Source organism: Halomonas tibetensis, assembly GCF_042643535.1.
Lineage (GTDB): Bacteria > Pseudomonadota > Gammaproteobacteria > Pseudomonadales > Halomonadaceae > Halomonas > Halomonas tibetensis.
The window spans coordinates 34,176-54,760 of the sequence record NZ_JBHRSQ010000019.1 but is presented as its reverse complement, the minus strand read 5'-3'; the positions used below and the strand labels follow the sequence as shown (position 1 = coordinate 54,760).

Below are 20,585 nucleotides of genomic sequence, written 5' to 3'. Positions count from 1 at the left end.
CGTGCGTTTCCGAGGTTCGGCAGTTGGGCTTGGCGCAGAAGGCTCAGTGGTGGGGGCGCTGGCTGGCGTCGAGCATCTCTCGGGCGTGGGCCAGGGTGCGCTCTGAAAGGTTGACGCCGCCCAGCATCCGAGCCAATTCGCTGACCCGGCCGGCCTCGTCCAGCAGCGCCATGCGGGTGAGGGTAGTCTCCTGCTCCGCGTGCTTCTCGATATGCAGATGCTGATGGGCCTGGGCCGCCACCTGTGGCAGGTGTGTCACGGTCATCACCTGGCCGTGCTCGCCCAGCCGGCGCAGCAGCTGGCCGACGATCTCGGCGGTGGCCCCGGAAACTCCCACATCCACTTCATCGAACACCAGGCTGGGAATGGTGGAGTGGCGGGCGGCCACCACCTGGATCGCCAGGCTGATCCGCGACAGTTCGCCCCCGGAGGCCACCTTGGCCAGCGGCCGGGCCGGCTGGCCGGGGTTGGCGCTGATCAGGAAGCGCGCGCCTTCCATGCCCTCGGCGGCGGGCGTATCACGCTCGAGGATTTCGACCTCGAAGCGCGCCTTGCCCATGGCCAGGAAGGCGAGCTGCTCCTGAACCGCCTTGCCAAAACGCGTGGCGGCCTGGCGCCTTGCCTCGCCCACTTGCCGCGCCAGGCCCCGCCACCGCTCGCGGAGGGTGTCGACCTCGACTTCCAGCGCCTCGAGGTCTTCATCACCCCCCTCCAGGCGTTCCAGCTCTCCCTGTAGACGCTGGTGCAGTTCGGTAAGCTCCTCGGGCATTACATGGTGCTTGCGTGCCAAGCGGTGCACCTCGCTGAGACGCTGCTCTGCCCAGGCCAGGCGCTCCGGGTCGAGCTCGGTGCCCTCGGCGAAGTGATGGAGCTCCCTGGCCGCCTCCTCTACCTGTATACGCGCATCGCCTAGCATGGAGAGCGCCTCGGAGAGGCGGCCACGGTCGCTGCCGGGCAGCGCCGACAGATGATTGATCGCCTGGGTCAGCAGTGCCATGGCGCCGCCCTCGTCGCTGTCGCAGCACTCGGCGGCGAGCTGCGCCTCTCGCAGGCGCTCCTCGGCGTGGGCCAACTCTTCCTGCTCCTCCTCCAACGCCTTCAGCTCGCCCTCGGCCAGAGCCAACTGGTCGAGCTCCTCCACCTGGTAGCGCACCAGCTGTCGGCGGGCGGCTAGCTCGTCGCCATCCTCGGCGAGACGTTTCAGCCGGCGCCGCGCGGCCTGCCAGGCCCGGAAGGTCTCGGCCATGTCGCCCACCGACACGCGATGGTCGGCGAAGTCGTCGAGCAGGCGCAGATGAGTCTCCTCGCGCAGCAGCGCCTGGTGGGCGTGCTGGCCGTGGATCTCGATCAGCCGCTCGCCCAGCGCCTTGAGGTCGGCCACGGTGGCCGGCTGGCCGTTGATCCACGCCTTGGAGCGCCCGTTGGCGCTGACCACCCGGCGCAGCAGGCAGTCGTCCTCGGGCAGTTCCCGGGCTTCTAGCCAGGCGCGCGCTTCGGGCAGCGCGGCAATATCGAATCGCGCGGAGAGGTCGGTGCGATCACAGCCGTGGCGCACGCTGCCGGCATCGGCGCGTTCGCCCAGGCAGAGCCCCAGGGCCCCGAGCAGAATCGACTTGCCGGCGCCGGTTTCGCCGGTGATGGCGGTCATGCCGCCGGCGAATTCAAGCTCCAGATGGTCGACGATGGCGAAGTCGCGAATGGCGAGCTCTGTCAGCATGATGCCTCCCGGAAAGTCTGCAGGCCCTGGGGTCAGGACTACTGGTCATCTATACAATATGTGTGCGTTTATACAGTAGTCCAGGTTGGCCAACAATGCACGGCGGCTTGCCCGCCTTGAGTTCCTGCGCCCTGACCCCATATACCCCGCAGAATCGTTTTTTCGTCATTCATTATTGAGCCGGCGGCCCATAGCCGCCGCCTCCCTGTCAGGAGAGACCCATGGCCAAAGAGCCCCAGACCCCGCTGGACGAGGAACTTGCCCGTCGTGAGCAGGAGGCCGAGCCGCAGCCCGTGGAAGGCGAACTGGAGGATGCCGTTGAGGCGGCCGAACAAGCAGAATCGGATGAGGCTGAGCTTGAGAGCGACAACCCCGAAGCCGAGATGCTGGCCGCCCGCGTAGAAGAGCTGGAGACGAGCGTCGCCGAGGCCAAGGACCAGGCGCTGCGTGCTGCCGCCGAGGCTCAGAACGTGCGTCGCCGCGCGGAGCAAGAGGCCGAGAAGGCCCGCAAGTTTGCGCTGGAGAAGTTCGTCAAGGAGCTGCTGCCGGTGGTTGATAGCCTGGAGAAGGCGCTGGACGCCATGGCGGACGAGGCCACTGAGGCCCACCGTGAAGGGGTCTCCATGACGCTCAAGATGCAGCATGACGTGCTGGCCAAGTTCGGTGTCGAAGCCATAGAGCCGTCGGGCGAACCCTTTGATCCCCAGTTTCATGAGGCCATGGCCATGGTGCCCAACCCGGAGTTGGAGCCCAATACGGTCATGGAAGTGATGCTGAAGGGCTATCTGCTCAATGGGCGACTGGTGCGCCCCGCCATGGTGATCGTCAGTCAGGCCGCAGGCTGACGCACAACAAATCTCGGCCGCGGGTCTTGAAATACCACCCCCGGCCCCCAGATAGAAGTCAACTCCGCGGCGCATGCCGCAGAACACGACTCCGGATACACAGCAACGACTCTACGAGGATTTCCTATGGGACGCATTATTGGTATTGACCTGGGGACCACCAACTCCTGCGTGGCCGTACTTGACGGCGACAGCGCCAAGGTCATCGAGAACGCCGAGGGCACCCGCACCACGCCCTCCATCATCGCCTACACCGAAGACGGCGAGATTCTGGTGGGCCAATCGGCCAAGCGCCAGGCGGTCACCAACCCGACCAACACCCTTTACGCCATCAAGCGCCTGATCGGTCGTCGCTTCAAGGACGACGTCGTCCAGAAGGACATCAAGATGGTGCCCTACGGCATCACCGAGGCCGACAACGGCGACGCCTGGGTTGAGGTCAATGGCAAGAAGTTGGCACCGCCGCAGGTCAGCGCCGAAGTGCTGAAGAAGATGAAGAAGACCGCGGAAGACTACCTGGGTGAAGAAGTCACCGAGGCGGTCATCACCGTGCCGGCCTACTTCAACGACAGCCAGCGTCAGGCGACCAAGGATGCCGGGCGCATTGCCGGCCTCGAGGTGAAGCGCATTATCAACGAGCCCACCGCGGCGGCGCTGGCCTACGGCATGGACAAGTCTCGCGGTGACAAGACCATCGCGGTCTATGACCTGGGCGGTGGCACCTTCGACATCTCCATCATCGAGGTGGCCGACGTCGACGGTGAGACTCAGTTCGAGGTGCTGGCCACCAACGGCGACACCTTCCTGGGTGGTGAAGACTTCGACATGTACCTGATCAACTACCTGGTCGATCAGTTCAAGTCCGACAGCGGCATCGATCTTTCCGGCGACAACCTGGCCATGCAGCGCCTCAAGGAAGCCGCCGAAAAGGCCAAGATCGAGCTCTCCAGCGCTCAGCAGACCGACGTCAACCTGCCCTACATCACCGCCGACAACACCGGTCCCAAGCACCTTAATGTGAAGGTGACCCGGGCCAAGCTGGAGTCGCTGGTGGAAGAACTGGTGCAGCGTTCCCTGGCGCCCTGCAAGATCGCGCTCAAGGATGCCGGCCTGTCTGCGTCCGAGATCGATGATGTCATCCTGGTCGGCGGTCAGACCCGCATGCCGATGGTCCAGAAGTCCGTCGCTGATTTCTTCGGCAAGGAAGCCCGCAAGGACGTCAACCCTGACGAGGCCGTGGCCGTGGGCGCGGCGATCCAGGGCGGCGTGCTGGGCGGCGACGTCAAGGACGTACTGCTCCTCGACGTCACTCCGCTGACCCTGGGCATCGAGACCTTGGGCGGCGTGATGACCCCGCTGATCGAGAAGAACACCACCATCCCGACCAAGAAGACCCAGAGCTTCTCGACCGCGGATGACAACCAGACGGCCGTGACCATCCACGTGCTGCAGGGCGAGCGCAAGCAGGCCGGTGGCAACAAGTCGCTGGGCCGCTTCGACCTGGCCGACATTCCGCCGGCACCGCGCGGCGTGCCGCAGATCGAGGTCGCCTTCGACCTGGACGCCAACGGTATTCTGAACGTGTCCGCCAAGGACAAGGCTACCGGCAAAGAGCAGTCCATCGTCATCAAGGCGTCCAGCGGCTTGTCGGACGACGAAATCGAGCAGATGGTCCGCGACGCCGAGGCGCATGCCGACGAGGACAAGAAGTTCGAAGAGCTGGTGCAACTGCGTAACCAGGCCGACGGCATGGTCCACGCCGCGCGCAAGACCGTGCAGGAAGCCGGTGAGCACGCCAGCGAAGAAGAGAAAGAGGCCATCGAGAGCGCCGCCAAGGAGCTCGAGGAAGCCATCAAGGGCGATGACAAGGACGACATCCAGACCAAGCTGGACAAGCTGACCGAGGTCTCCGGCAACTTGGCGCAGAAGATGTATGCCGCCCAGGCCGAAGCGGCCCAGCAGGGTGGCGGTGAAGGCCAGGAAGCCGGCGCCAAGCAGGAAGATGACGTGGTCGACGCCGAGTACGAAGAAGTCAACGACGACCAGAAAAAGCAGTAAACCACGCATCTAAACCACGGATGACGCCAGCGCGGGGGCCTGACTCCCGCGTTGGTGTTTCCGCGGTACCGCGACGGAGGCGGACCGATTCATGTCCAAACGTGACTATTATGAGGTGCTGGGCCTAGAGCGCGGTGCCGATACCAAAGAAATCAAGAAGGCCTATCGACGCCTGGCCCAGAAGTTTCACCCCGACCGCAACCCGGACGACGAAACTTCCGCAGGGAAGTTTCGCGAGGTGTCAGAGGCCTACGAGGTGCTCTCCGACAGCGAGAAGCGCGCGGCCTACGACCAGTTTGGCCATGCGGGCGTAGACGGCCAGGCCGGCGGCGGCGGTGGCTTCGGCGGTGCGGGTGCCGGCGGCTTCAGCGATATCTTCGGGGATGTGTTCGGCGATATCTTCGGCGGTGCAGGTGGCGGACGTCGCCATCCCAACGCCCCGGCCCGCGGCAGCGACCTGCGCTACAACCTCGAGCTCGACCTCGAGAATGCAGTGGCCGGCACCAGCGTGGATATCCGCGTGCCGCGACACGTGGCGTGCGAGCGCTGCGACGGTGAGGGCGCCGAGCCGGGTTCCAGCAAGGATACCTGTCCGACCTGTGCCGGCCACGGCCAGGTGCGCATGCAGCAGGGCTTCTTCGCCGTTCAGCAGACCTGCCCGACCTGCCATGGCTCCGGCCAGCATATCAAGGTGCCGTGCCACAAGTGCAACGGAGAGGGACGCGTGCGCGAGACTCGCACCCTCTCGGTGAAGATCCCCGCCGGTGTGGATACCGGCGATCGCATTCGCCTCAACGGCGAGGGCGAAGCCGGCCTCAACGGCGGCCCGCCAGGGGATCTCTACGTCCAGGTGCACATCAAGCCGCACCATATCTTCGAGCGCGAGGGCAAACATCTGCACTGCGAGGTGCCGATCAACTTCGTCGACGCCGCGCTGGGCGGTGAGCTTGAGGTACCGACCCTGGACGGCCGGGTGAAGCTGAAGATTCCCCCCGAGACCCAGACCGGCAAGCTATTCCGTCTGCGCGGCAAGGGCGTCAAGCCGGTGCGCGGCGGCGCCCCTGGCGATCTGCTGTGCAAGGTGGTGGTGGAAACCCCGGTAAAGCTGAACGAGGATCAGAAGGAGCTGCTGCGCACCTTCCAGGACAGCCTCGGCGGCACCAACAGCGCCCACCACTCGCCCAAGAAGAGCGGCTTCTTCGACGGCGTGAAGAAATTCTTCGAGGACATGAAGCCGTAGGCGGCATCACCCTCGCAGGACCAGACAGGGCCTCGGCATCTCACGATGTCGGGGCCCTGTCGCGTTTATGATGGGGTGCTCATATGACGGAGTGCTCACGGTCAGCCAGATGGGCTCAGCGCTGCAGGTGGTCCAGCCGCCAGGCCAAGGCGTCCCTGGCTGGCTCCCAGCGCGGATCGTTCTGTTGAAATCACCACTTTGCGGCGGCGGAGATGGCGGCATAGGCTGATAACTCCATTTTCCTTCAGGAGAAGGCTGCCATGCCGATTTCACGAGCCGAATTGCCCGCCGAGAATGCCGCGGCGCTGATCGATCAGCTGTGCGAGCGCTGGTCCGATCACGAGGTGACGCGAAGTGACGAGCAGGTCGAGGTGCATTTCGATGCCGGTAGCTGCTACTTGTTGGCCGAGCCCGACAAGCTGATGGTGGTTGTAGAGGCGGTCGAGGACAGTGCCCACGATCGCCTGGAGTGGGAGGTTGATGCCGCTCTGGACGCACTGAAGGGTGTCGAGCTGGATATTGTCTGGGAGGCGTGACTGTTCCGATCACTCCAGCAGCGGCCCACCTGGGCATGCTGCTGTGGGCGGTGCTGGTGGGGTTGTCGTTTCCTGCGGTGGGGCTGATGAGCGAGCTGCCGCCGCTGTTGCTCACCGCCCTGCGCTTCGCCATCGCCTGCAGTGCGCTGTGGTGGCTGGCGCGCCGCTCGCCGGAGTTTCTGCCGCCCTTGCGTCTGCTGCCGCTCTACGTCCTGATGGGCCTCTGCCTGGCCGGCTTCTTCGGTGCCATGTTCTGGGCGGCCCACCACGCTACGGCGCTCTCCATGGCGACCCTCTTCGTGACCGTGCCGCTGCTGGCCTTCCTGCTGGGGTTGGCCCTGCGGGTGGAGCGCCCGGGCTGGCGGCTGCCGGCGATCCTGGCGCTGGGGGCGTGCGGCGCCCTGGGGCTGGCCGTTGCCGAGGCGTGGCAACAGGGCGGGCTCCTGCGTGTCGGCATCGGCGAAGGGGTGTTCTTCCTTGGGTGTGTCTCCACGGCGCTGTATCCGGTGCTCAGCAAGTGGGGGCTGGCCACGGGGCGGCTGCCGGGTTCGGCAGCGGTGCGCACCTTCTGGAGCCTGGGGGCGGGCGGGGTGCTGATCGGCCTGGTCGGGCTTCTGATCGAGCCGCTAGGCGAGCTGGCCACCATGTGCGGACGAGACCTGGCGCTGCTGATCTACCTGGGGCTCTTCTCCAGCGCGTTGACTTTTTGGTTGATGCAGCGGGCCACGGCGGTGCTGTCGCCTGGCGTGGTCACCGCCTACGGCTACCTGGTGCCCTTCGTCTCCATGCTGCTGCTCTTTATACAGACGCCGGGCAGCATCGGCCTGGAGTGGCTGCCCGGTAGTCTCGCCGTGCTGGCAGCCATGGCGCTGCTGATGCGGCGTGACGTGGCTGCGACATGAGGTCTCGCCGCCTTGTCAGCTACCCCGAGGGCTGCCTAGCCTATACGTGCGTAGTCCATTTAACAGGAAGTGACCATGACACAGGAAACGCAGCGTACGACCCTGCCCATCGTGGAGATGGCCAAGGAAAACGATGAGTTTCGCCAGGTGATCTGGACCGGCAAGCAGGCCCAACTGGTGATGATGGCGATCCCCGAGGGCGGTGAGATCGGCGGCGAGGTTCACGAGGGGCACGATCAGCTGCTCTACTTTGTCGAGGGCCAGGGCGAGGCGACCATCGGCGAGGTCAAGGCTGATGTGCAGGCCGGCGATGTCAGCATCGTACCCTCCGGTACCTTTCATAATTTCCGCAACACTGGCAGTTCCATGCTCAAGCTCTTTACCACCTACAGCCCGCCCGAGCACGAGCCTGGCACCGAGCATGTCACCAAGAGCGAAGCTGACGCCGAATAAGCGCGCTTCGCACTCATCCAACACTCACGGGTCCGGCCATGCCGGACCCGCTCTGGTATACTGCCTACCAATCGTTTTTATTGAATGTTGCAGGAGTTCCTCATGACCCGTATCGCCATCGTCGGTGTCGCCGGCCGCATGGGCCGCACCCTGGTCAATGCCGTGCTGCAAGATGACGGGGTCACCCTGGCGGGCGGGATTGTCGAGCCGGGCAGTTCATTGATTGGCACCGACATCGGCGAGCTGGCCGGGGTCGGAAAGCTGGGGGTGAGTGCCGTGGATTCGCTGGAGGCGATCGCCAACGATTTCGACGTGCTGATCGACTTCACCGCGCCCCGGGTGACCCTTGCCAACCTGGCCTTCTGCGCCGAGCACGGCAAGCGCATGGTGATCGGTACCACCGGTCTGTCTGACGAGGAGTTGGCCGAGCTCGAGAGTTACGGTGAGAAGCTGGCCTTCGTGTTCGCCCCCAACATGAGCGTGGGCGTCAACCTGACGTTGAAACTGCTGGAGACCGCGGCCAGGGCGCTGGGGGACGAGGGTTACGATATCGAGGTGATCGAGGCGCACCACCGCCACAAGGTGGATGCCCCTTCCGGCACCGCGCTGAAGATGGGGGAGGTGGTGGCCGAGAGCCTGGGCCGCACCCTCAAGGAGCACGGCGTCTTTGAGCGGGTGGGGCAGTGCGAGCCTCGCACCGACAAGGAGATCGGCTTCGCCACGGTGCGCGCCGGAGACATCGTCGGCGAGCACACCGTGATGTTTGCCACCGAGGGCGAGCGTATCGAGATCACCCATAAGGCCTCCAGCCGCATGACCTTCGCCAAGGGCGCGGTGCGTGCGGCCCGCTGGGTGGCCGGCCAGAACCGCGGCCGCTACTCGATGCAGGATGTGCTGGGCCTGGGCTGACCGTCTCTGGTCCGACCGTGCCTGGACGGACCGAGAGCTGGGGGTAGTCGCTGAGCGGCGTTTCCTGTAGAGTTCTGAAAATTTTGGCCGGGCGCCTGGGCGATAGCCCCGAAACAGCGCTTGTTGCTTCGGCCCCCAGCGTCCTGATGTATTGAGCAAATCAGTGCTGGGCGTATCAGTTCCGAGCGAATGACAACAAGCGGGATGAAACCGGTCTTTATCGGGTTTCGTCCCGCTTTTTTGCGGGGCGGCCATCCGCGGGGCGGCCATCCGGTCAGGAAGCAGCATTTCAAGGCAAACTGGCGCTTGCCGCTGTTCGCAAACGCTGTTCGAAAAAGCTGTTCGAAAAAACATGGGAGGACGTTGCATTGAACAAACCCGCGATACTGGCCCTGGAAGACGGCAGTGTGTTTCATGGCATGGCGATCGGTGCCGATGGACAGACCAGCGGTGAGGTGGTGTTCAATACGGCAATGACCGGCTATCAGGAGATCCTCACGGATCCCTCCTATACCCGCCAGATCGTCACCCTGACCTATCCCCATATCGGCAACACCGGCATCAACGCCGAGGACGTCGAGTCCGGCGCCATCGCCGCCGCGGGCCTGGTGATCCGCGATCTGCCGCTGATGGCCAGCAGCTTTCGCAGCGAGCAGACCCTCTCTGACTATCTCAAGAGCGAGAACGTGCTGGGCATCGCCGAGATCGATACCCGCCGGCTGACCCGCATCCTGCGCGACAAGGGCGCCCAGAACGGCGCCATCCTGGCAGGCGCTGAGGCCGAGGGTGACGACGCCGTCGCGCGCGCCCTGGCCGCGGCTCGCGCCTTCCCGGGCCTCAAGGGAATGGACCTGGCCAGGGTGGTCTCCTGCCAGACCCCCTACGAGTGGAGCGAAGGCGAGTGGACCCTGGGCGAGGGCTATGCCGACACCAACGGCCCTGATGGAAAGGCAGAGCGCCCCTTCCATGTGGTCGCCTACGATTTCGGCGTGAAGCGCAATATCCTGCGCATGCTCGCTTCCCGCGGCTGCCGCCTGACCGTTGTGCCGGCCCAGACCCCGGCGGCCGAGGTGCTGGCCATGGCCCCCGACGGCGTCTTCCTGGCCAACGGCCCCGGCGACCCCGAGCCCTGCGACTACGCCATCACCGCCATCCGCGAGATCCTCGAGACCAAGCTACCGATGTTCGGCATCTGCCTGGGCCACCAGCTGCTGGCGCTGGCCAGCGGTGCCAGCACCGTGAAGATGGGGCACGGCCACCATGGCGCCAACCACCCGGTGCAGGACCTCGACACCGGCCGCGTGATGATCACCAGCCAGAACCACGGCTTCGCCGCCGACGAGGCGAGCCTGCCGGACAATGTGCGCGCCACCCATCGCTCGCTGTTCGACGGCACCCTGCAGGGGATCGAGCGCACCGACCGCCCGGCCTTCAGCTTCCAGGGCCACCCGGAAGCGAGCCCCGGCCCGAGGGACGTCGCGCCGCTGTTCGACCGCTTCGTTGAGATGATGAAGGCCCGCCAGGCCTGAGCTAACGCTCGAGACGTCATCCCGAGAACATCGCCCCTCGTCACCTATTTCTGCGGGAAGCACCATGCCCAAGCGTACCGACATCCAGAGCATCCTGATCATTGGCGCCGGCCCCATCGTCATCGGCCAGGCGTGCGAATTCGACTACTCCGGCGCCCAGGCCTGCAAGGCGCTGCGCGAGGAGGGCTACCGGGTCATCCTGGTGAACTCCAACCCGGCCACCATCATGACCGACCCGGCGATGGCCGATGCCACCTACATCGAGCCGATCACCTGGCAGACGGTGGAGAAGATCATCGAGGCCGAGCGCCCCGACGCCATTCTGCCCACCATGGGCGGCCAGACCGCGCTCAACTGCGCCCTGGATCTGGACAAGCACGGCGTGCTGGCGAAGTACGGCGTGGAGATGATCGGCGCCAACGCCGACGCGATCAACATGGCCGAGGACCGCGACCTATTCGACCAGGCCATGAAGCGCATCGGTCTGGCGTGCCCCAAGGCCGAGGTGGCCCACAGCATGGAGGAGGCCTGGCGCATCCAGGCGACGCTGGGCTTCCCGGCGATCATTCGCCCCTCCTACACCATGGGCGGCTCCGGCGGCGGCGTGGCCTACAACAAGGAGGAGTTCGAGGAGATCTGCACCCGTGGCTTCGAGCTCTCCAACAACCACGAGCTGTTGATCGACGAATCGCTGCTGGGCTGGAAGGAGTACGAGATGGAGGTCGTTCGTGACAAGAACGACAACTGCATCATCGTCTGCGCCATCGAGAACTTCGACCCCATGGGCGTGCACACCGGTGACTCCATCACCGTGGCCCCGGCCCAGACGCTGACCGACAAGGAATACCAGATCATGCGCGACGCCTCCCTGGCGGTGCTGCGCGAGATCGGCGTCGAGACCGGTGGCTCCAACGTGCAGTTCGGCATGGATCCCGAGACCGGCCGTATGGTGGTCATCGAGATGAACCCGCGGGTGTCGCGCAGCTCGGCGCTGGCCTCCAAGGCCACCGGCTTCCCCATCGCCAAGATCGCCGCCAAGCTGGCCGTGGGCTACACCCTGGACGAGCTGCAGAACGACATCACCGGCGGGCGTACCCCGGCCTCGTTCGAGCCCGCCATCGACTACGTGGTCACCAAGATTCCCCGCTTCACCTTCGAGAAGTTCCCCCAGGCCAACGACCGTCTGACCACCCAGATGAAGTCGGTGGGCGAGGTGATGGCCATCGGGCGCACCTTCCAGGAGTCGCTGCAGAAGGCGCTGCGCGGTCTGGAGACCGGCAATGACGGCCTCGACCCCAAGTTCCCCGACTGCAAGCCCGGTGCGTTCACCGACGAGGCCATGGCGCGCATCAAGGGCGAGCTGCAGGCCGCCGGCGCCGAGCGCATCTTCTACATCGCCGACGCCATGCGTGCCGGGATGAGCGTCGACGATGTCTTTGCCCTGACCCGTATCGACCCCTGGTACCTGGTACAGCTGGAGGACCTTGTGCTCAACGAGCAGGAGGTGGCCAAGCGCTCCCTCGCCGAGCTCGACGCCCGGGAGCTGTTCCGCCTCAAGCGCAAGGGCTTCAGTGACGCCCGCCTGGCCAGGCTGCTGGGCGTCTCCGAGAAGGAGTTCCGCAAGACCCGCCAACAGGCCGGCATTCGCCCGGTCTACAAGCGCGTCGATACCTGTGCGGCCGAGTTCGCCTCGGATACCGCCTACATGTACTCCACCTACGAGGAGGAGTGCGAGGCGGAGGTCTCCGACCGCCAGAAGATCATGGTGCTGGGTGGCGGGCCCAACCGCATCGGCCAGGGCATCGAGTTCGACTATTGCTGTGTCCACGCCGCCTTCGCCATGCACGACGATGGCTATGAAACCATCATGGTCAACTGCAACCCGGAGACCGTTTCCACCGACTACGACACCTCGGATCGCCTCTACTTCGAGCCGGTGACCCTGGAAGACGTGCTGGAGATCGCCGACAAGGAGAAGCCGGTCGGCGTGATCGTGCAGTTTGGCGGTCAGACCCCGCTGAAGCTGGCCCGCGAGCTGGAGGCCGCCGGCGTGCCGATCATCGGCACCACGCCGGATGCCATTGACCGCGCCGAGGACCGCGAGCGCTTCCAGCAGATGATCGAGAAGCTGGGTCTCAAGCAGCCGCCCAACGCCACCGCGCGCAGCTTCGAGGAAGCCTTCGCCAAGGCCGAGGGCATTGGCTATCCGCTGGTGGTGCGGCCCAGCTACGTGCTGGGCGGCCGCGCCATGGAGATCGTCTATGACGCCTCGGAGCTCGAGAACTACATGACCCATGCGGTCAAGGTCTCCAACGACTCCCCGGTGCTGCTGGACCACTTCCTCAACGCCGCCATCGAGATCGACATCGATGCGGTCAGTGACGGCGAGCAGGTGGTGATCGGTGGCATCATGCAGCATATCGAGCAGGCCGGCGTGCATTCCGGCGATTCCGCCTGTTCGCTGCCGCCCTACTCGCTGCCTGCCGAGGTGCAGGACGAGATGCGCGATCAGGTCAAGCAGATGGCCGTGGAGCTGGGCGTCAAGGGCCTGATGAACGTGCAGCTGGCCTGGCAGGACGGCGAGATCTACATTATCGAGGTCAATCCGCGCGCCTCGCGCACGGTGCCCTTCGTCTCCAAGTGCATCGGCACCTCTCTGGCTCAGATCGCTGCGCGCTGCATGGCCGGCACCAGCCTAGAGGCGCAGGGTTTCACCCGCGAGATCGTGCCGCACTTCTTCAGCGTCAAGGAGGCGGTCTTCCCGTTCAACAAGTTCCCGGGCGTCGATCCCATCCTGTCGCCGGAGATGAAGTCCACCGGCGAGGTGATGGGCAGTGGCGACACCTTCGCCGAGGCCTTCTACAAGGCCCAGCTGGGTGCCGGCGAAGCGATTCCGCCGGTCGATGGCGACCGCAAGGCGTTTCTCTCGGTGCGCGAGCCGGACAAGGCCGGTGTTATCGAGGTGGCGCGTTCTCTGGTAACATTGGGGTTCACACTTTGTGCGACCCGCGGTACCGCTGCTGCCCTTGAGGCCGCTGGTATCGACGTGGCAATCGTGAACAAGGTCTTTGAAGGCCGCCCGCATATCGTCGATCTGCTCAAGAACGACGAGATCGCTTATATCGTCAATACTACCGAGGGTCGCCAGGCGATCAGCGACTCCTCGGTGATCCGTCGCACTGCGCTTGCCCGCAAGGTCCCCTACGCCACCACCCTGGCGGGGGCCAGTGCCGTTTGTATGGCGCTTGAGTACGGCAATGCGATCACGGTGCGTCGGCTTCAGGATTTGCATGCAGGAGCTGCACAATGAACAAGGTCCCGATGACCGTTGCTGGAGAATCACGCCTGCGCAAGGAGCTCGAGCAGCTCAAGGGTGAGGCGCGTCCAAGGGTGATTGCTGCGATCGCCGAGGCCCGTGAACATGGCGATCTCAAGGAGAACGCCGAATATCATGCTGCTCGTGAGCAGCAGGGCTTTATCGAGGGGCGCATCCAGGAGATCGAAGGCAAGCTTGGAAGCGCCCAGGTGATTGATGTCACCAAACTGCCCCAGACCGGCAAGGTGATCTTCGGCGTCACCGTGGAGCTGCTCAACCTCGATACCGATGAGCAGATGCGCTATCGCATCGTTGGCGAGGACGAGGCCAACATCAAGGCCGGCCTGATCTCGGTCACTTCGCCCATCGCTCGCGCCTTGATCGGCAAGGAGGAGGGCGATGTGGTGGTGGTCAAGACGCCGGGTGGCAACGTCGAGTATGAAATCGGCGGCATCGAGCATATTTGAACGTCGGCTCAAGCCACTGCTAAACAGGAAGGCCCGCGAAATCGCGGGCCTTCCTGTTTTCTGGTTCAGGGTCGGCCGTCAGTGTCGCCCGTGGTGCCCCTCGAAGCGCTGAACGTTGGAGAGCTTTGGATTGACCTGCGGGTTACGGCGATAGAGCAGCGCCATCTTGCCGATGGTCTGAACCAGCTCGGCGCCGCTGGCGGCGACCAGCTCCTGCAGCATGGCGGCGCGGTCATCGCGCTCTGGCAGGGCCAATTTCACCTTGATCAGCTCATGGTCGGACAGCGCCCGGTCGAACTCCGCCCGCACTCCTTCGGAGATGCCGTTCTCGGAGACCGTTACCACCGGGTTAAGGTGGTGGCCGATGCTGCGAAATGCCTTCTTTTGTGCCTGTGACAAGCTCATGGTATCTTGCGTCTTCCTGTTTGCGCGCAGCCAGCCATAGTACGCGTAAATTGCTATGCCGAAAATGGCCTTGGTGAAATGTCGCACACTGCGACGCCGGCCCAGCCCTTGTTTCAACGAGTCGGCCGGTGCCAAGCTGCTGCGCCTGACACCTCCCGCATGTCGCTACAGCGCCTGTTTGTTACCCTCCACTCCCTGGTGATGCCGTGGCTCGTCCTCGCACAACATCCCCCGCTGCCGGCAAGGCGCCGGCCAGCAAGAGCTCAGTCAGCAAGAGCTCAGTCAGCAAGAGCCCCGTCAGCAAGACCAGCAAGGTCTGGATGAAGGAGCATTTCGATGATCAGTACGTGCAGCGCTCCTGGCAGGACGGCTACCGCTCCCGGGCCAGCTACAAGCTTCTTGAACTGGACGATAAGGATCGCCTCTTCAAACCGGGCATGACGGTGATCGATCTGGGCGCTGCTCCCGGTGGTTGGAGCCAGGTAGCGGCCGACAAGGTGGGCTCCGACGGGGTAGTGATCGCCTCTGATATCCTCGAGATGGACGCCCTGGCAGGTGTCGACTTCATCCAGGGTGACTTCACCGAGGAGGCTGTCCTCGAGGCACTTCTCGCTGTGCTTGGCGAACGTCCAGTGGACCTGGTGATGTCGGATATGGCGCCCAACATGAGCGGCATGGCCGCCATTGACCAGCCTCAGGCGATGTACCTTGTGGAACTGGCGCTGGACCTTGCAGGTCAGACGTTACGTCCTGGCGGTACTTTCCTGGCCAAGCTGTTTCAGGGGGAAGGGTTCGACGAATACCTTAAGATTCTTCGAGAGCGCTTTACTCGGGTTGTCGCCCGTAAACCGGGGGCTTCCCGAGCGAGATCTCGCGAAGTCTATCTGCTGGCACAGGGCTTTCGAGGCTGACCGTTGCCGAATGGCTCGATAGGCCAGGCCTAACGGGGCGATTGTCGGACAGCGGTGCGCAACTGTGTCAAAGTGGACCAAGTGGTAGCCCGACCGTGCGTAGTCAACGGCGGTGGCTGAACGCGGCCTGCTCATGTAGTGTCAAATGTGCTAGGCGCATATGTGGCCAACAGATTACTGATATTGAGGGTAGTCCCTTGAATGATATGGCAAAAAATTTGATTCTGTGGTTGGTCATCGCGGCAGTCTTACTGACGGTGTTCAACAATTTCAGTGTCGACAGCTCACCTCAGTCGATGAACTACTCCCAGTTCGTTCAGCAGGTGCAAAATCAGCAGGTCCGTAGCGTCACCATCGACGGCTACACGATCAGCGGTGAGCGCACCGACGGCTCATCGTTCCAGACTATCCGTCCTTCGGCGGAAGATCCCAAACTGATGGATGACTTGCTCTCCAACAACGTGACGGTGGTGGGCAAGGAGCCTGAACAGCAGAGCCTGTGGACCCGTCTGCTGATTGCCAGCTTCCCGATTTTGCTGATCCTGGCGATCTTCATGTTTTTCATGCGCCAGATGCAGGGTGGGGGTGCCGGAAAAGGTGGACCGATGAGCTTCGGCAAGTCCAAGGCCAAGCTGCTCTCGCAGGATCAGATCAAGACCACCTTTGCCGATGTGGCAGGTTGCGACGAGGCCAAGGAAGAGGTTGAGGAGCTGGTCGACTTCTTGAGGGATCCCACCAAGTTCCAGCGCCTGGGCGGTACGATTCCTCGCGGTGTGCTGATGGTGGGCCCACCGGGCACCGGCAAGACCCTGCTGGCGAAATCCATCGCCGGTGAGGCCAAGGTGCCGTTCTTCTCGATCTCGGGCTCCGACTTCGTCGAGATGTTCGTCGGCGTAGGCGCCTCCCGCGTTCGCGACATGTTCGAGCAGGCCAAGAAGCAGGCCCCTTGCATCATCTTCATCGACGAGATCGACGCCGTGGGCCGCTCCCGCGGGGTCGGCATGGGCGGCGGGAACGACGAACGCGAGCAGACTCTCAACCAGCTGCTGGTGGAGATGGATGGCTTCGAGGCCAACGAAGGTATCATCGTCATCGCCGCCACCAACCGCCCCGACGTGCTGGATCCGGCCCTGATGCGTCCGGGCCGCTTCGACCGCCAGGTAGTGGTGCCGCTGCCTGACATTCGCGGCCGTGAACACATCTTGAATGTACACCTTCGTAAGGTGCCTCTTGCCGATGACGTCAAGCCGATGCTCATTGCCCGCGGTACCCCGGGCTTCTCCGGCGCCGACCTGGCCAACCTAGTCAACGAGGGTGCGTTGTTTGCCGCGCGCCGCAACAAGCGTCTGGTCGGCATGGATGAGCTTGAGCTGGCCAAGGACAAGATCATGATGGGGGCCGAGCGCCGCTCCATGGTCATGACCGAGAAAGAAAAGCTCAATACCGCTTACCATGAGTCTGGCCACGCGATCATCGGTTTGGTGATGCCGGAGCACGACCCGGTCTACAAGGTGACCATCATCCCTCGCGGCCGCGCCTTGGGTGTGACGATGTTCCTTCCGGAGCAGGATCGCTACAGTCTGTCGCGCCAGCAAATCATCAGCCAGATATGCTCGCTGTTCGGTGGTCGTCTCGCCGAGGAGATGACGCTGGGCCCCAACGGTGTCACGACGGGGGCGTCGAACGACATCAAGCGCGCCACCGAGTTGGCGCATAACATGGTCGCCAAGTGGGGGCTCTCCGAGGAGATGGGCCCGATCATGTACGACGAGGACGAGTCGCACCAGTTCATGGGCGGTCCCGGCCAGGGCGGCAAGCTCAAGTCAGGCGAGACCATTTCCAGGCTCGACAAGGAAGTGCGCAAGGTCATCGACGGCTGCTACGAACAGGCGCGTGAGATTCTCTTGGATAACCGCGACAAGCTTGACGCCATGGCCGAGGCGCTGATGAAGTACGAGACCATTGATGCTACCCAGCTCAGGGACATCATGGAGGGTCGTGATCCGCGTCCCCCCGAGGGCTGGGATGACCCGAGCGGTGGAGCGCCCGTCGGAGATGCTACTCACGCCGGAGCAGAGTCCCCCCGCGACAAGTCGGAGCAGATCGACGGCGATGAGGAGGACGACGACGAGCCGCGTCGCCGGCCCTCCGATCCGCTAGGAGGACCGGCCGGCTCCTGAGCCCGCTCCCTCCCGTCAGGCAGGCGCCCCCAGCGGGGGCGCTTTTGCCATTCTGGTCACCCTCTTTTTGACAAGCCAACCGAGTGATGATGAACCCGACTCCAGCCACTTTGATCTGCGGACGCCACCGGCTCGACCTCTCCTATCCCCGGGTCATGGGGATCCTCAACGTCACCCCCGACTCTTTCTCCGACGGCGGCCGCCACGTGGCTCTGGAGGATGCGCTGCGTCATGCCGAGCGCATGCTGGCCGAGGGCGCGGCGATCATCGACGTGGGCGGTGAGTCGACCCGGCCGGGCGCCGATGAGGTCTCGCCTCAGCAGGAGCTCGATCGGGTGGCGCCGGTGGTGGAGGCGCTGGTGCGCGAGTTGGATGCTCTCGTCTCGGTAGACACCAGTTGCCCCGAGGTAATGCGCGAGAGTGCTGCCCTGGGCGCCGGCATGATCAATGACGTGCGCTCACTGGAGCGCGAGGGGGCCCTGGCTGCGGCCACCGGCACCGGTCTGCCGGTTTGTCTGATGCACCGCCAGGGTGAGCCCCGGGACATGCAGCAGGCGCCCCGCTATGATGTGTTCATTGAGGAGGCGGTGGCCGACTACCTCGCGGAGCGAGTCGCTGCCTGCAAGGCTGCCGGCCTGCGCAGCGAGCGCTTGCTGGTCGACCCCGGCTTCGGCTTTGGCAAGACCGTCGAGCACAACCTCCGACTGCTCAACCGTCTGGAACGGCTGGCGGCACTCGAGTTGCCCCTGTTGGTGGGCATGTCACGCAAGAGCATGATCGGCAAGGTGCTGGAGCGTCCGGTGGAGGAGCGTCTCCCGGGCGGACTGGCACTGACGGCCCTGGCGGTGGAGCGTGGCGCTCGTATCGTGCGCGTCCATGATGTGGCTCCGAGCGTAGATGCGGTGAACATGACATGGGCAGTACTCAAGGAGGGATGCTGATGACACGACGCTATTTTGGTACCGACGGGATCCGCGGCACCGTCGGTGAGCCCCCCATAACGGCCGATTTCATGCTCAAGCTGGGTTGGGCCACCGGTCGCGTGCTGGCCGCGCGCGGCACCAAGCGTCACCCGCGCGTGCTGATCGGGAAGGACACCAGGATTTCCGGTTACATGTTCGAATCGGCTCTGGAGGCAGGTCTCTCCGCCGCCGGCGTGGACGTTGCCCTGTTGGGCCCGATGCCGACGCCAGGCATCGCCTACTTGACCCGTACCTTCCGTGCCGATGCCGGTATCGTCATCTCGGCATCGCATAACCCTTTCGCCGACAACGGCATCAAGTTCTTCTCTCCCGCCGGGGCCAAGTTGGACGATGCTGTCGAGACCCAGATCGAGGCGATGCTCGATGAACCGCTGACTACGGTGGCGGCAGACAAGCTGGGCAAGGCGACGCGCATCGATGATGCCGCGGGTCGCTACATCGAGTTCTGCAAGTCAACGGTGCCTGATAGGGTCAGCCTCACTGGCCTGAAGGTGGTGCTGGACTGTGCCCATGGGGCGACCTACCACATCGCGCCCAGCGTATTCCGAGAGCTGGGTGCCGACGTGAGCCTGATCGGGGCGAGTCCGGATGGCCTCAACATCAACAAGGAGGTCGGTTCCACCCATCCGGCGGCACTGCGTGCCGCGGTGATCCAACAAGGCGCCGATCTCGGCGTGGCCTTCGACGGCGACGGTGACCGGGTATTGCTTGTGGATGCCGACGGTCGCGAAATCGACGGCGACGATATCCTCTACCTGATCGCCCGCGACCGTCACGCCCGCGGTGATCTGGGTGGCGGCGTGGTGGGCACACTGATGTCCAACTTCGGCCTGGCAGCGGCCTTCGAGCAGCTGGGTATTCCCTTTGAGCGTGCCAGGGTGGGCGACCGCTACGTCATGGAGCGACTGGCCAGCAAGGGCTGGCAGCTGGGCGGCGAGTCGTCGGGTCACATCGTCTGTGGCCATGTGCAGACCACAGGCGATGGAATCGTCTCGGCGCTTCAGGTGCTGTCGATCATGGTACGTGAGGAGAAGTCGCTGCAGCGCCTGCTTTCCGGACTGGAGAAGGCCCCCCAGGCGCTGGTTAATGTTCGTCTCACTCCGGGCAGCAAGGCCGCGGTGCTTATGGAACGAGCGGAGCTTCAGGCGTCGGTAGCCGAAGTAGAGGCCGAGTTGGGAAACGAGGGTCGCGTTCTGCTGCGCCCATCCGGGACCGAGCCGCTGATCCGGGTGATGGTGGAAGGGCGCCCCCATCTGGATGTGGACGGCCTGGCGCGACGCATCGCTGCCGAGGTCGAGGCGCTGCTGGCCTGAGTGGAGCCGGTTGTCTTGACAGGGCCGCTCCTATACCATTTCGCACCACCTTGAAAGAGAACAGTCAATGCGTACTCCGCTGCTTGCCGGCAACTGGAAGATGAATGGCTCGGTCGAACTGGTCGAGGCATTCGGCCGCGCCTTTGCCGAGGCTGAGTTACCCGAGGGGGTTGAGGTCGCGGTTTTTCCTCCGTTTCCTTATCTGCATGCGGCGCAGAACGCCTTTGCCGATACTTCTCTGCTGCTTGGTGCTCAATCGCTTAATCCGGTGCATTCCGGGGCGCATACCGGCGAGGTGAGCGGTAACATGTTGTGTGAGTTCGGCGTTCGCTATGTCCTGGTGGGTCATTCCGAGCGGCGCCAGCTCTATCGCGAAGGAGACGAGGAGGTCTTCAGCCGTGTGCTTGCCGCCCTCAGCGTTGGTTTGACGCCGGTGCTCTGCGTGGGCGAGAGCCTCGAAGAGCGCGACGCAGGTCGCACCATGGAAGTGGTGTTGCGTCAGGTAGGTTTCGTCATGTCCCGCCTGGAGCCTGAACAGCGCGCGTGCGTCGTGATTGCTTATGAGCCGGTATGGGCCATTGGCACGGGTCGCACCGCCACGCCGGCACAGGCCCAAGAGGTGATGGCCGGCATTCGTGACTACCAGGCCAGTTACAACCGGGAGTTGGCCGAAGGGCTGAGACTTCTCTACGGGGGGAGTATGAACGCCGGTAACGCCGGTGAACTGCTTGCCCAACCCGATATCGACGGCGGCCTTGTGGGCGGTGCCTCACTCAAGGTCGACGATTTCCTAGCCATCTGTCAGTCAGCAGGTTGATTCC

The 20,585-nt window shown here is 64.1% G+C and carries 17 protein-coding genes; 15 read left to right on the top strand and 2 right to left on the bottom strand.

Features of this window, described 5'->3' with window-relative positions:
- Nucleotides 1-43: 43 nt before the first annotated feature.
- Nucleotides 44-1,717: a DNA repair protein RecN gene (gene recN / locus ACFODV_RS14150; RefSeq protein WP_379760535.1), complete on the bottom strand. Its 1,674-nt coding sequence runs from the start codon at nucleotides 1,715-1,717 to the stop codon at nucleotides 44-46.
- Nucleotides 1,718-1,938: 221 nt separating this feature from the next.
- Between recN and grpE the strand changes: the two genes are divergently transcribed.
- The 10 genes from grpE (at nucleotide 1,939) to greA (ending at nucleotide 13,972) form a co-directional block, all read left to right on the top strand.
- On the top strand, nucleotides 1,939-2,562 hold the full coding sequence (gene grpE / locus ACFODV_RS14145) for a nucleotide exchange factor GrpE (RefSeq protein ID WP_379760533.1): 624 nt from the start codon (nucleotides 1,939-1,941) through the stop codon (nucleotides 2,560-2,562).
- A 126-nt stretch (nucleotides 2,563-2,688) separates the two neighbouring features.
- The gene (dnaK, locus tag ACFODV_RS14140; RefSeq protein WP_379760531.1) at nucleotides 2,689-4,620 is read left to right on the top strand and encodes a molecular chaperone DnaK; all 1,932 of its coding nucleotides are present in this window, start codon (nucleotides 2,689-2,691) and stop codon (nucleotides 4,618-4,620) included.
- 91 nt (nucleotides 4,621-4,711) lie between these two features.
- Nucleotides 4,712-5,860 carry a molecular chaperone DnaJ gene (dnaJ, locus tag ACFODV_RS14135; protein WP_379760529.1) on the top strand — a complete coding sequence of 383 codons (1,149 nt, stop codon included), beginning with the start codon at nucleotides 4,712-4,714 and terminating at the stop codon, nucleotides 5,858-5,860.
- A gap of 260 nt (nucleotides 5,861-6,120) precedes the next feature.
- Nucleotides 6,121-6,396, top strand: a complete 276-nt coding sequence (locus ACFODV_RS14130; protein ID WP_379760527.1) for a DUF2218 domain-containing protein — start codon at nucleotides 6,121-6,123, stop codon at nucleotides 6,394-6,396.
- Nucleotides 6,393-7,298, top strand: a complete 906-nt coding sequence (locus ACFODV_RS14125) for a DMT family transporter (protein ID WP_379760525.1) — start codon at nucleotides 6,393-6,395, stop codon at nucleotides 7,296-7,298. The genes ACFODV_RS14130 and ACFODV_RS14125 overlap by 4 nt, the downstream gene beginning before the upstream one ends.
- Nucleotides 7,299-7,373: 75 nt before the next feature.
- On the top strand, nucleotides 7,374-7,751 hold the full coding sequence (locus ACFODV_RS14120; RefSeq protein WP_379760523.1) for a cupin domain-containing protein: 378 nt from the start codon (nucleotides 7,374-7,376) through the stop codon (nucleotides 7,749-7,751).
- Between the two features lie 102 nt (nucleotides 7,752-7,853).
- Entirely contained in the window at nucleotides 7,854-8,660 is an 807-nt protein-coding gene (gene dapB, locus ACFODV_RS14115) for a 4-hydroxy-tetrahydrodipicolinate reductase (RefSeq protein ID WP_379760521.1), read from the top strand.
- 368 nt (nucleotides 8,661-9,028) lie between these two features.
- A complete protein-coding gene (gene carA / locus ACFODV_RS14110) occupies nucleotides 9,029-10,189 on the top strand; it encodes a glutamine-hydrolyzing carbamoyl-phosphate synthase small subunit (RefSeq protein WP_379760519.1) in 1,161 nt (386 codons plus the stop codon).
- 64 nt (nucleotides 10,190-10,253) lie between these two features.
- Nucleotides 10,254-13,499, top strand: coding sequence for a carbamoyl-phosphate synthase large subunit (gene carB / locus ACFODV_RS14105; RefSeq protein WP_379760517.1), 3,246 nt, complete (start codon nucleotides 10,254-10,256; stop codon nucleotides 13,497-13,499).
- Nucleotides 13,496-13,972 carry a transcription elongation factor GreA gene (greA, locus tag ACFODV_RS14100; RefSeq protein ID WP_379760515.1) on the top strand — a complete coding sequence of 159 codons (477 nt, stop codon included), beginning with the start codon at nucleotides 13,496-13,498 and terminating at the stop codon, nucleotides 13,970-13,972. The genes carB and greA overlap by 4 nt, the downstream gene beginning before the upstream one ends.
- Nucleotides 13,973-14,050: 78 nt before the next feature.
- On the opposite strand, the gene yhbY is transcribed toward greA, so the two are convergent.
- Nucleotides 14,051-14,377: a ribosome assembly RNA-binding protein YhbY gene (gene yhbY, locus ACFODV_RS14095; protein ID WP_379760513.1), complete on the bottom strand. Its 327-nt coding sequence runs from the start codon at nucleotides 14,375-14,377 to the stop codon at nucleotides 14,051-14,053.
- A 206-nt stretch (nucleotides 14,378-14,583) separates the two neighbouring features.
- On the opposite strand from yhbY, the gene rlmE reads away from it, so the two are divergent.
- The 5 genes from rlmE (at nucleotide 14,584) to tpiA (ending at nucleotide 20,581) form a co-directional block, all read left to right on the top strand.
- Entirely contained in the window at nucleotides 14,584-15,288 is a 705-nt protein-coding gene (gene rlmE, locus ACFODV_RS14090; RefSeq protein WP_379760511.1) for a 23S rRNA (uridine(2552)-2'-O)-methyltransferase RlmE, read from the top strand.
- 197 nt (nucleotides 15,289-15,485) lie between these two features.
- On the top strand, nucleotides 15,486-17,468 hold the full coding sequence (gene ftsH / locus ACFODV_RS14085) for an ATP-dependent zinc metalloprotease FtsH (RefSeq protein ID WP_379760509.1): 1,983 nt from the start codon (nucleotides 15,486-15,488) through the stop codon (nucleotides 17,466-17,468).
- Between the two features lie 89 nt (nucleotides 17,469-17,557).
- Nucleotides 17,558-18,409, top strand: a complete 852-nt coding sequence (gene folP, locus ACFODV_RS14080; protein ID WP_449271900.1) for a dihydropteroate synthase — start codon at nucleotides 17,558-17,560, stop codon at nucleotides 18,407-18,409.
- Nucleotides 18,409-19,764, top strand: coding sequence for a phosphoglucosamine mutase (gene glmM, locus ACFODV_RS14075; protein WP_379760507.1), 1,356 nt, complete (start codon nucleotides 18,409-18,411; stop codon nucleotides 19,762-19,764). Before folP ends, glmM begins: the two co-directional genes overlap by 1 nt.
- A gap of 67 nt (nucleotides 19,765-19,831) precedes the next feature.
- Entirely contained in the window at nucleotides 19,832-20,581 is a 750-nt protein-coding gene (gene tpiA / locus ACFODV_RS14070; RefSeq protein ID WP_379760505.1) for a triose-phosphate isomerase, read from the top strand.
- Nucleotides 20,582-20,585 lie beyond the last annotated feature (4 nt).

What these genes read in the sequence shown, in the direction of transcription:
- recN (WP_379760535.1), bottom strand. Translation starts at nt 1,717, where the DNA reads ATGCTGACAGAGCTCGCCATTCGCGACTTCGCCATCGTCGACCATCTG.
- grpE (WP_379760533.1), top strand. Translation starts at nt 1,939, where the DNA reads ATGGCCAAAGAGCCCCAGACCCCGCTGGACGAGGAACTTGCCCGTCGT.
- dnaK (WP_379760531.1), top strand. Translation starts at nt 2,689, where the DNA reads ATGGGACGCATTATTGGTATTGACCTGGGGACCACCAACTCCTGCGTG.
- dnaJ (WP_379760529.1), top strand. Translation starts at nt 4,712, where the DNA reads ATGTCCAAACGTGACTATTATGAGGTGCTGGGCCTAGAGCGCGGTGCC.
- ACFODV_RS14130 (WP_379760527.1), top strand. Translation starts at nt 6,121, where the DNA reads ATGCCGATTTCACGAGCCGAATTGCCCGCCGAGAATGCCGCGGCGCTG.
- ACFODV_RS14120 (WP_379760523.1), top strand. Translation starts at nt 7,374, where the DNA reads ATGACACAGGAAACGCAGCGTACGACCCTGCCCATCGTGGAGATGGCC.
- dapB (WP_379760521.1), top strand. Translation starts at nt 7,854, where the DNA reads ATGACCCGTATCGCCATCGTCGGTGTCGCCGGCCGCATGGGCCGCACC.
- carB (WP_379760517.1), top strand. Translation starts at nt 10,254, where the DNA reads ATGCCCAAGCGTACCGACATCCAGAGCATCCTGATCATTGGCGCCGGC.
- greA (WP_379760515.1), top strand. Translation starts at nt 13,496, where the DNA reads ATGAACAAGGTCCCGATGACCGTTGCTGGAGAATCACGCCTGCGCAAG.
- yhbY (WP_379760513.1), bottom strand. Translation starts at nt 14,377, where the DNA reads ATGAGCTTGTCACAGGCACAAAAGAAGGCATTTCGCAGCATCGGCCAC.
- folP (WP_449271900.1), top strand. Translation starts at nt 17,558, where the DNA reads ATGAACCCGACTCCAGCCACTTTGATCTGCGGACGCCACCGGCTCGAC.
- glmM (WP_379760507.1), top strand. Translation starts at nt 18,409, where the DNA reads ATGACACGACGCTATTTTGGTACCGACGGGATCCGCGGCACCGTCGGT.
- tpiA (WP_379760505.1), top strand. Translation starts at nt 19,832, where the DNA reads ATGCGTACTCCGCTGCTTGCCGGCAACTGGAAGATGAATGGCTCGGTC.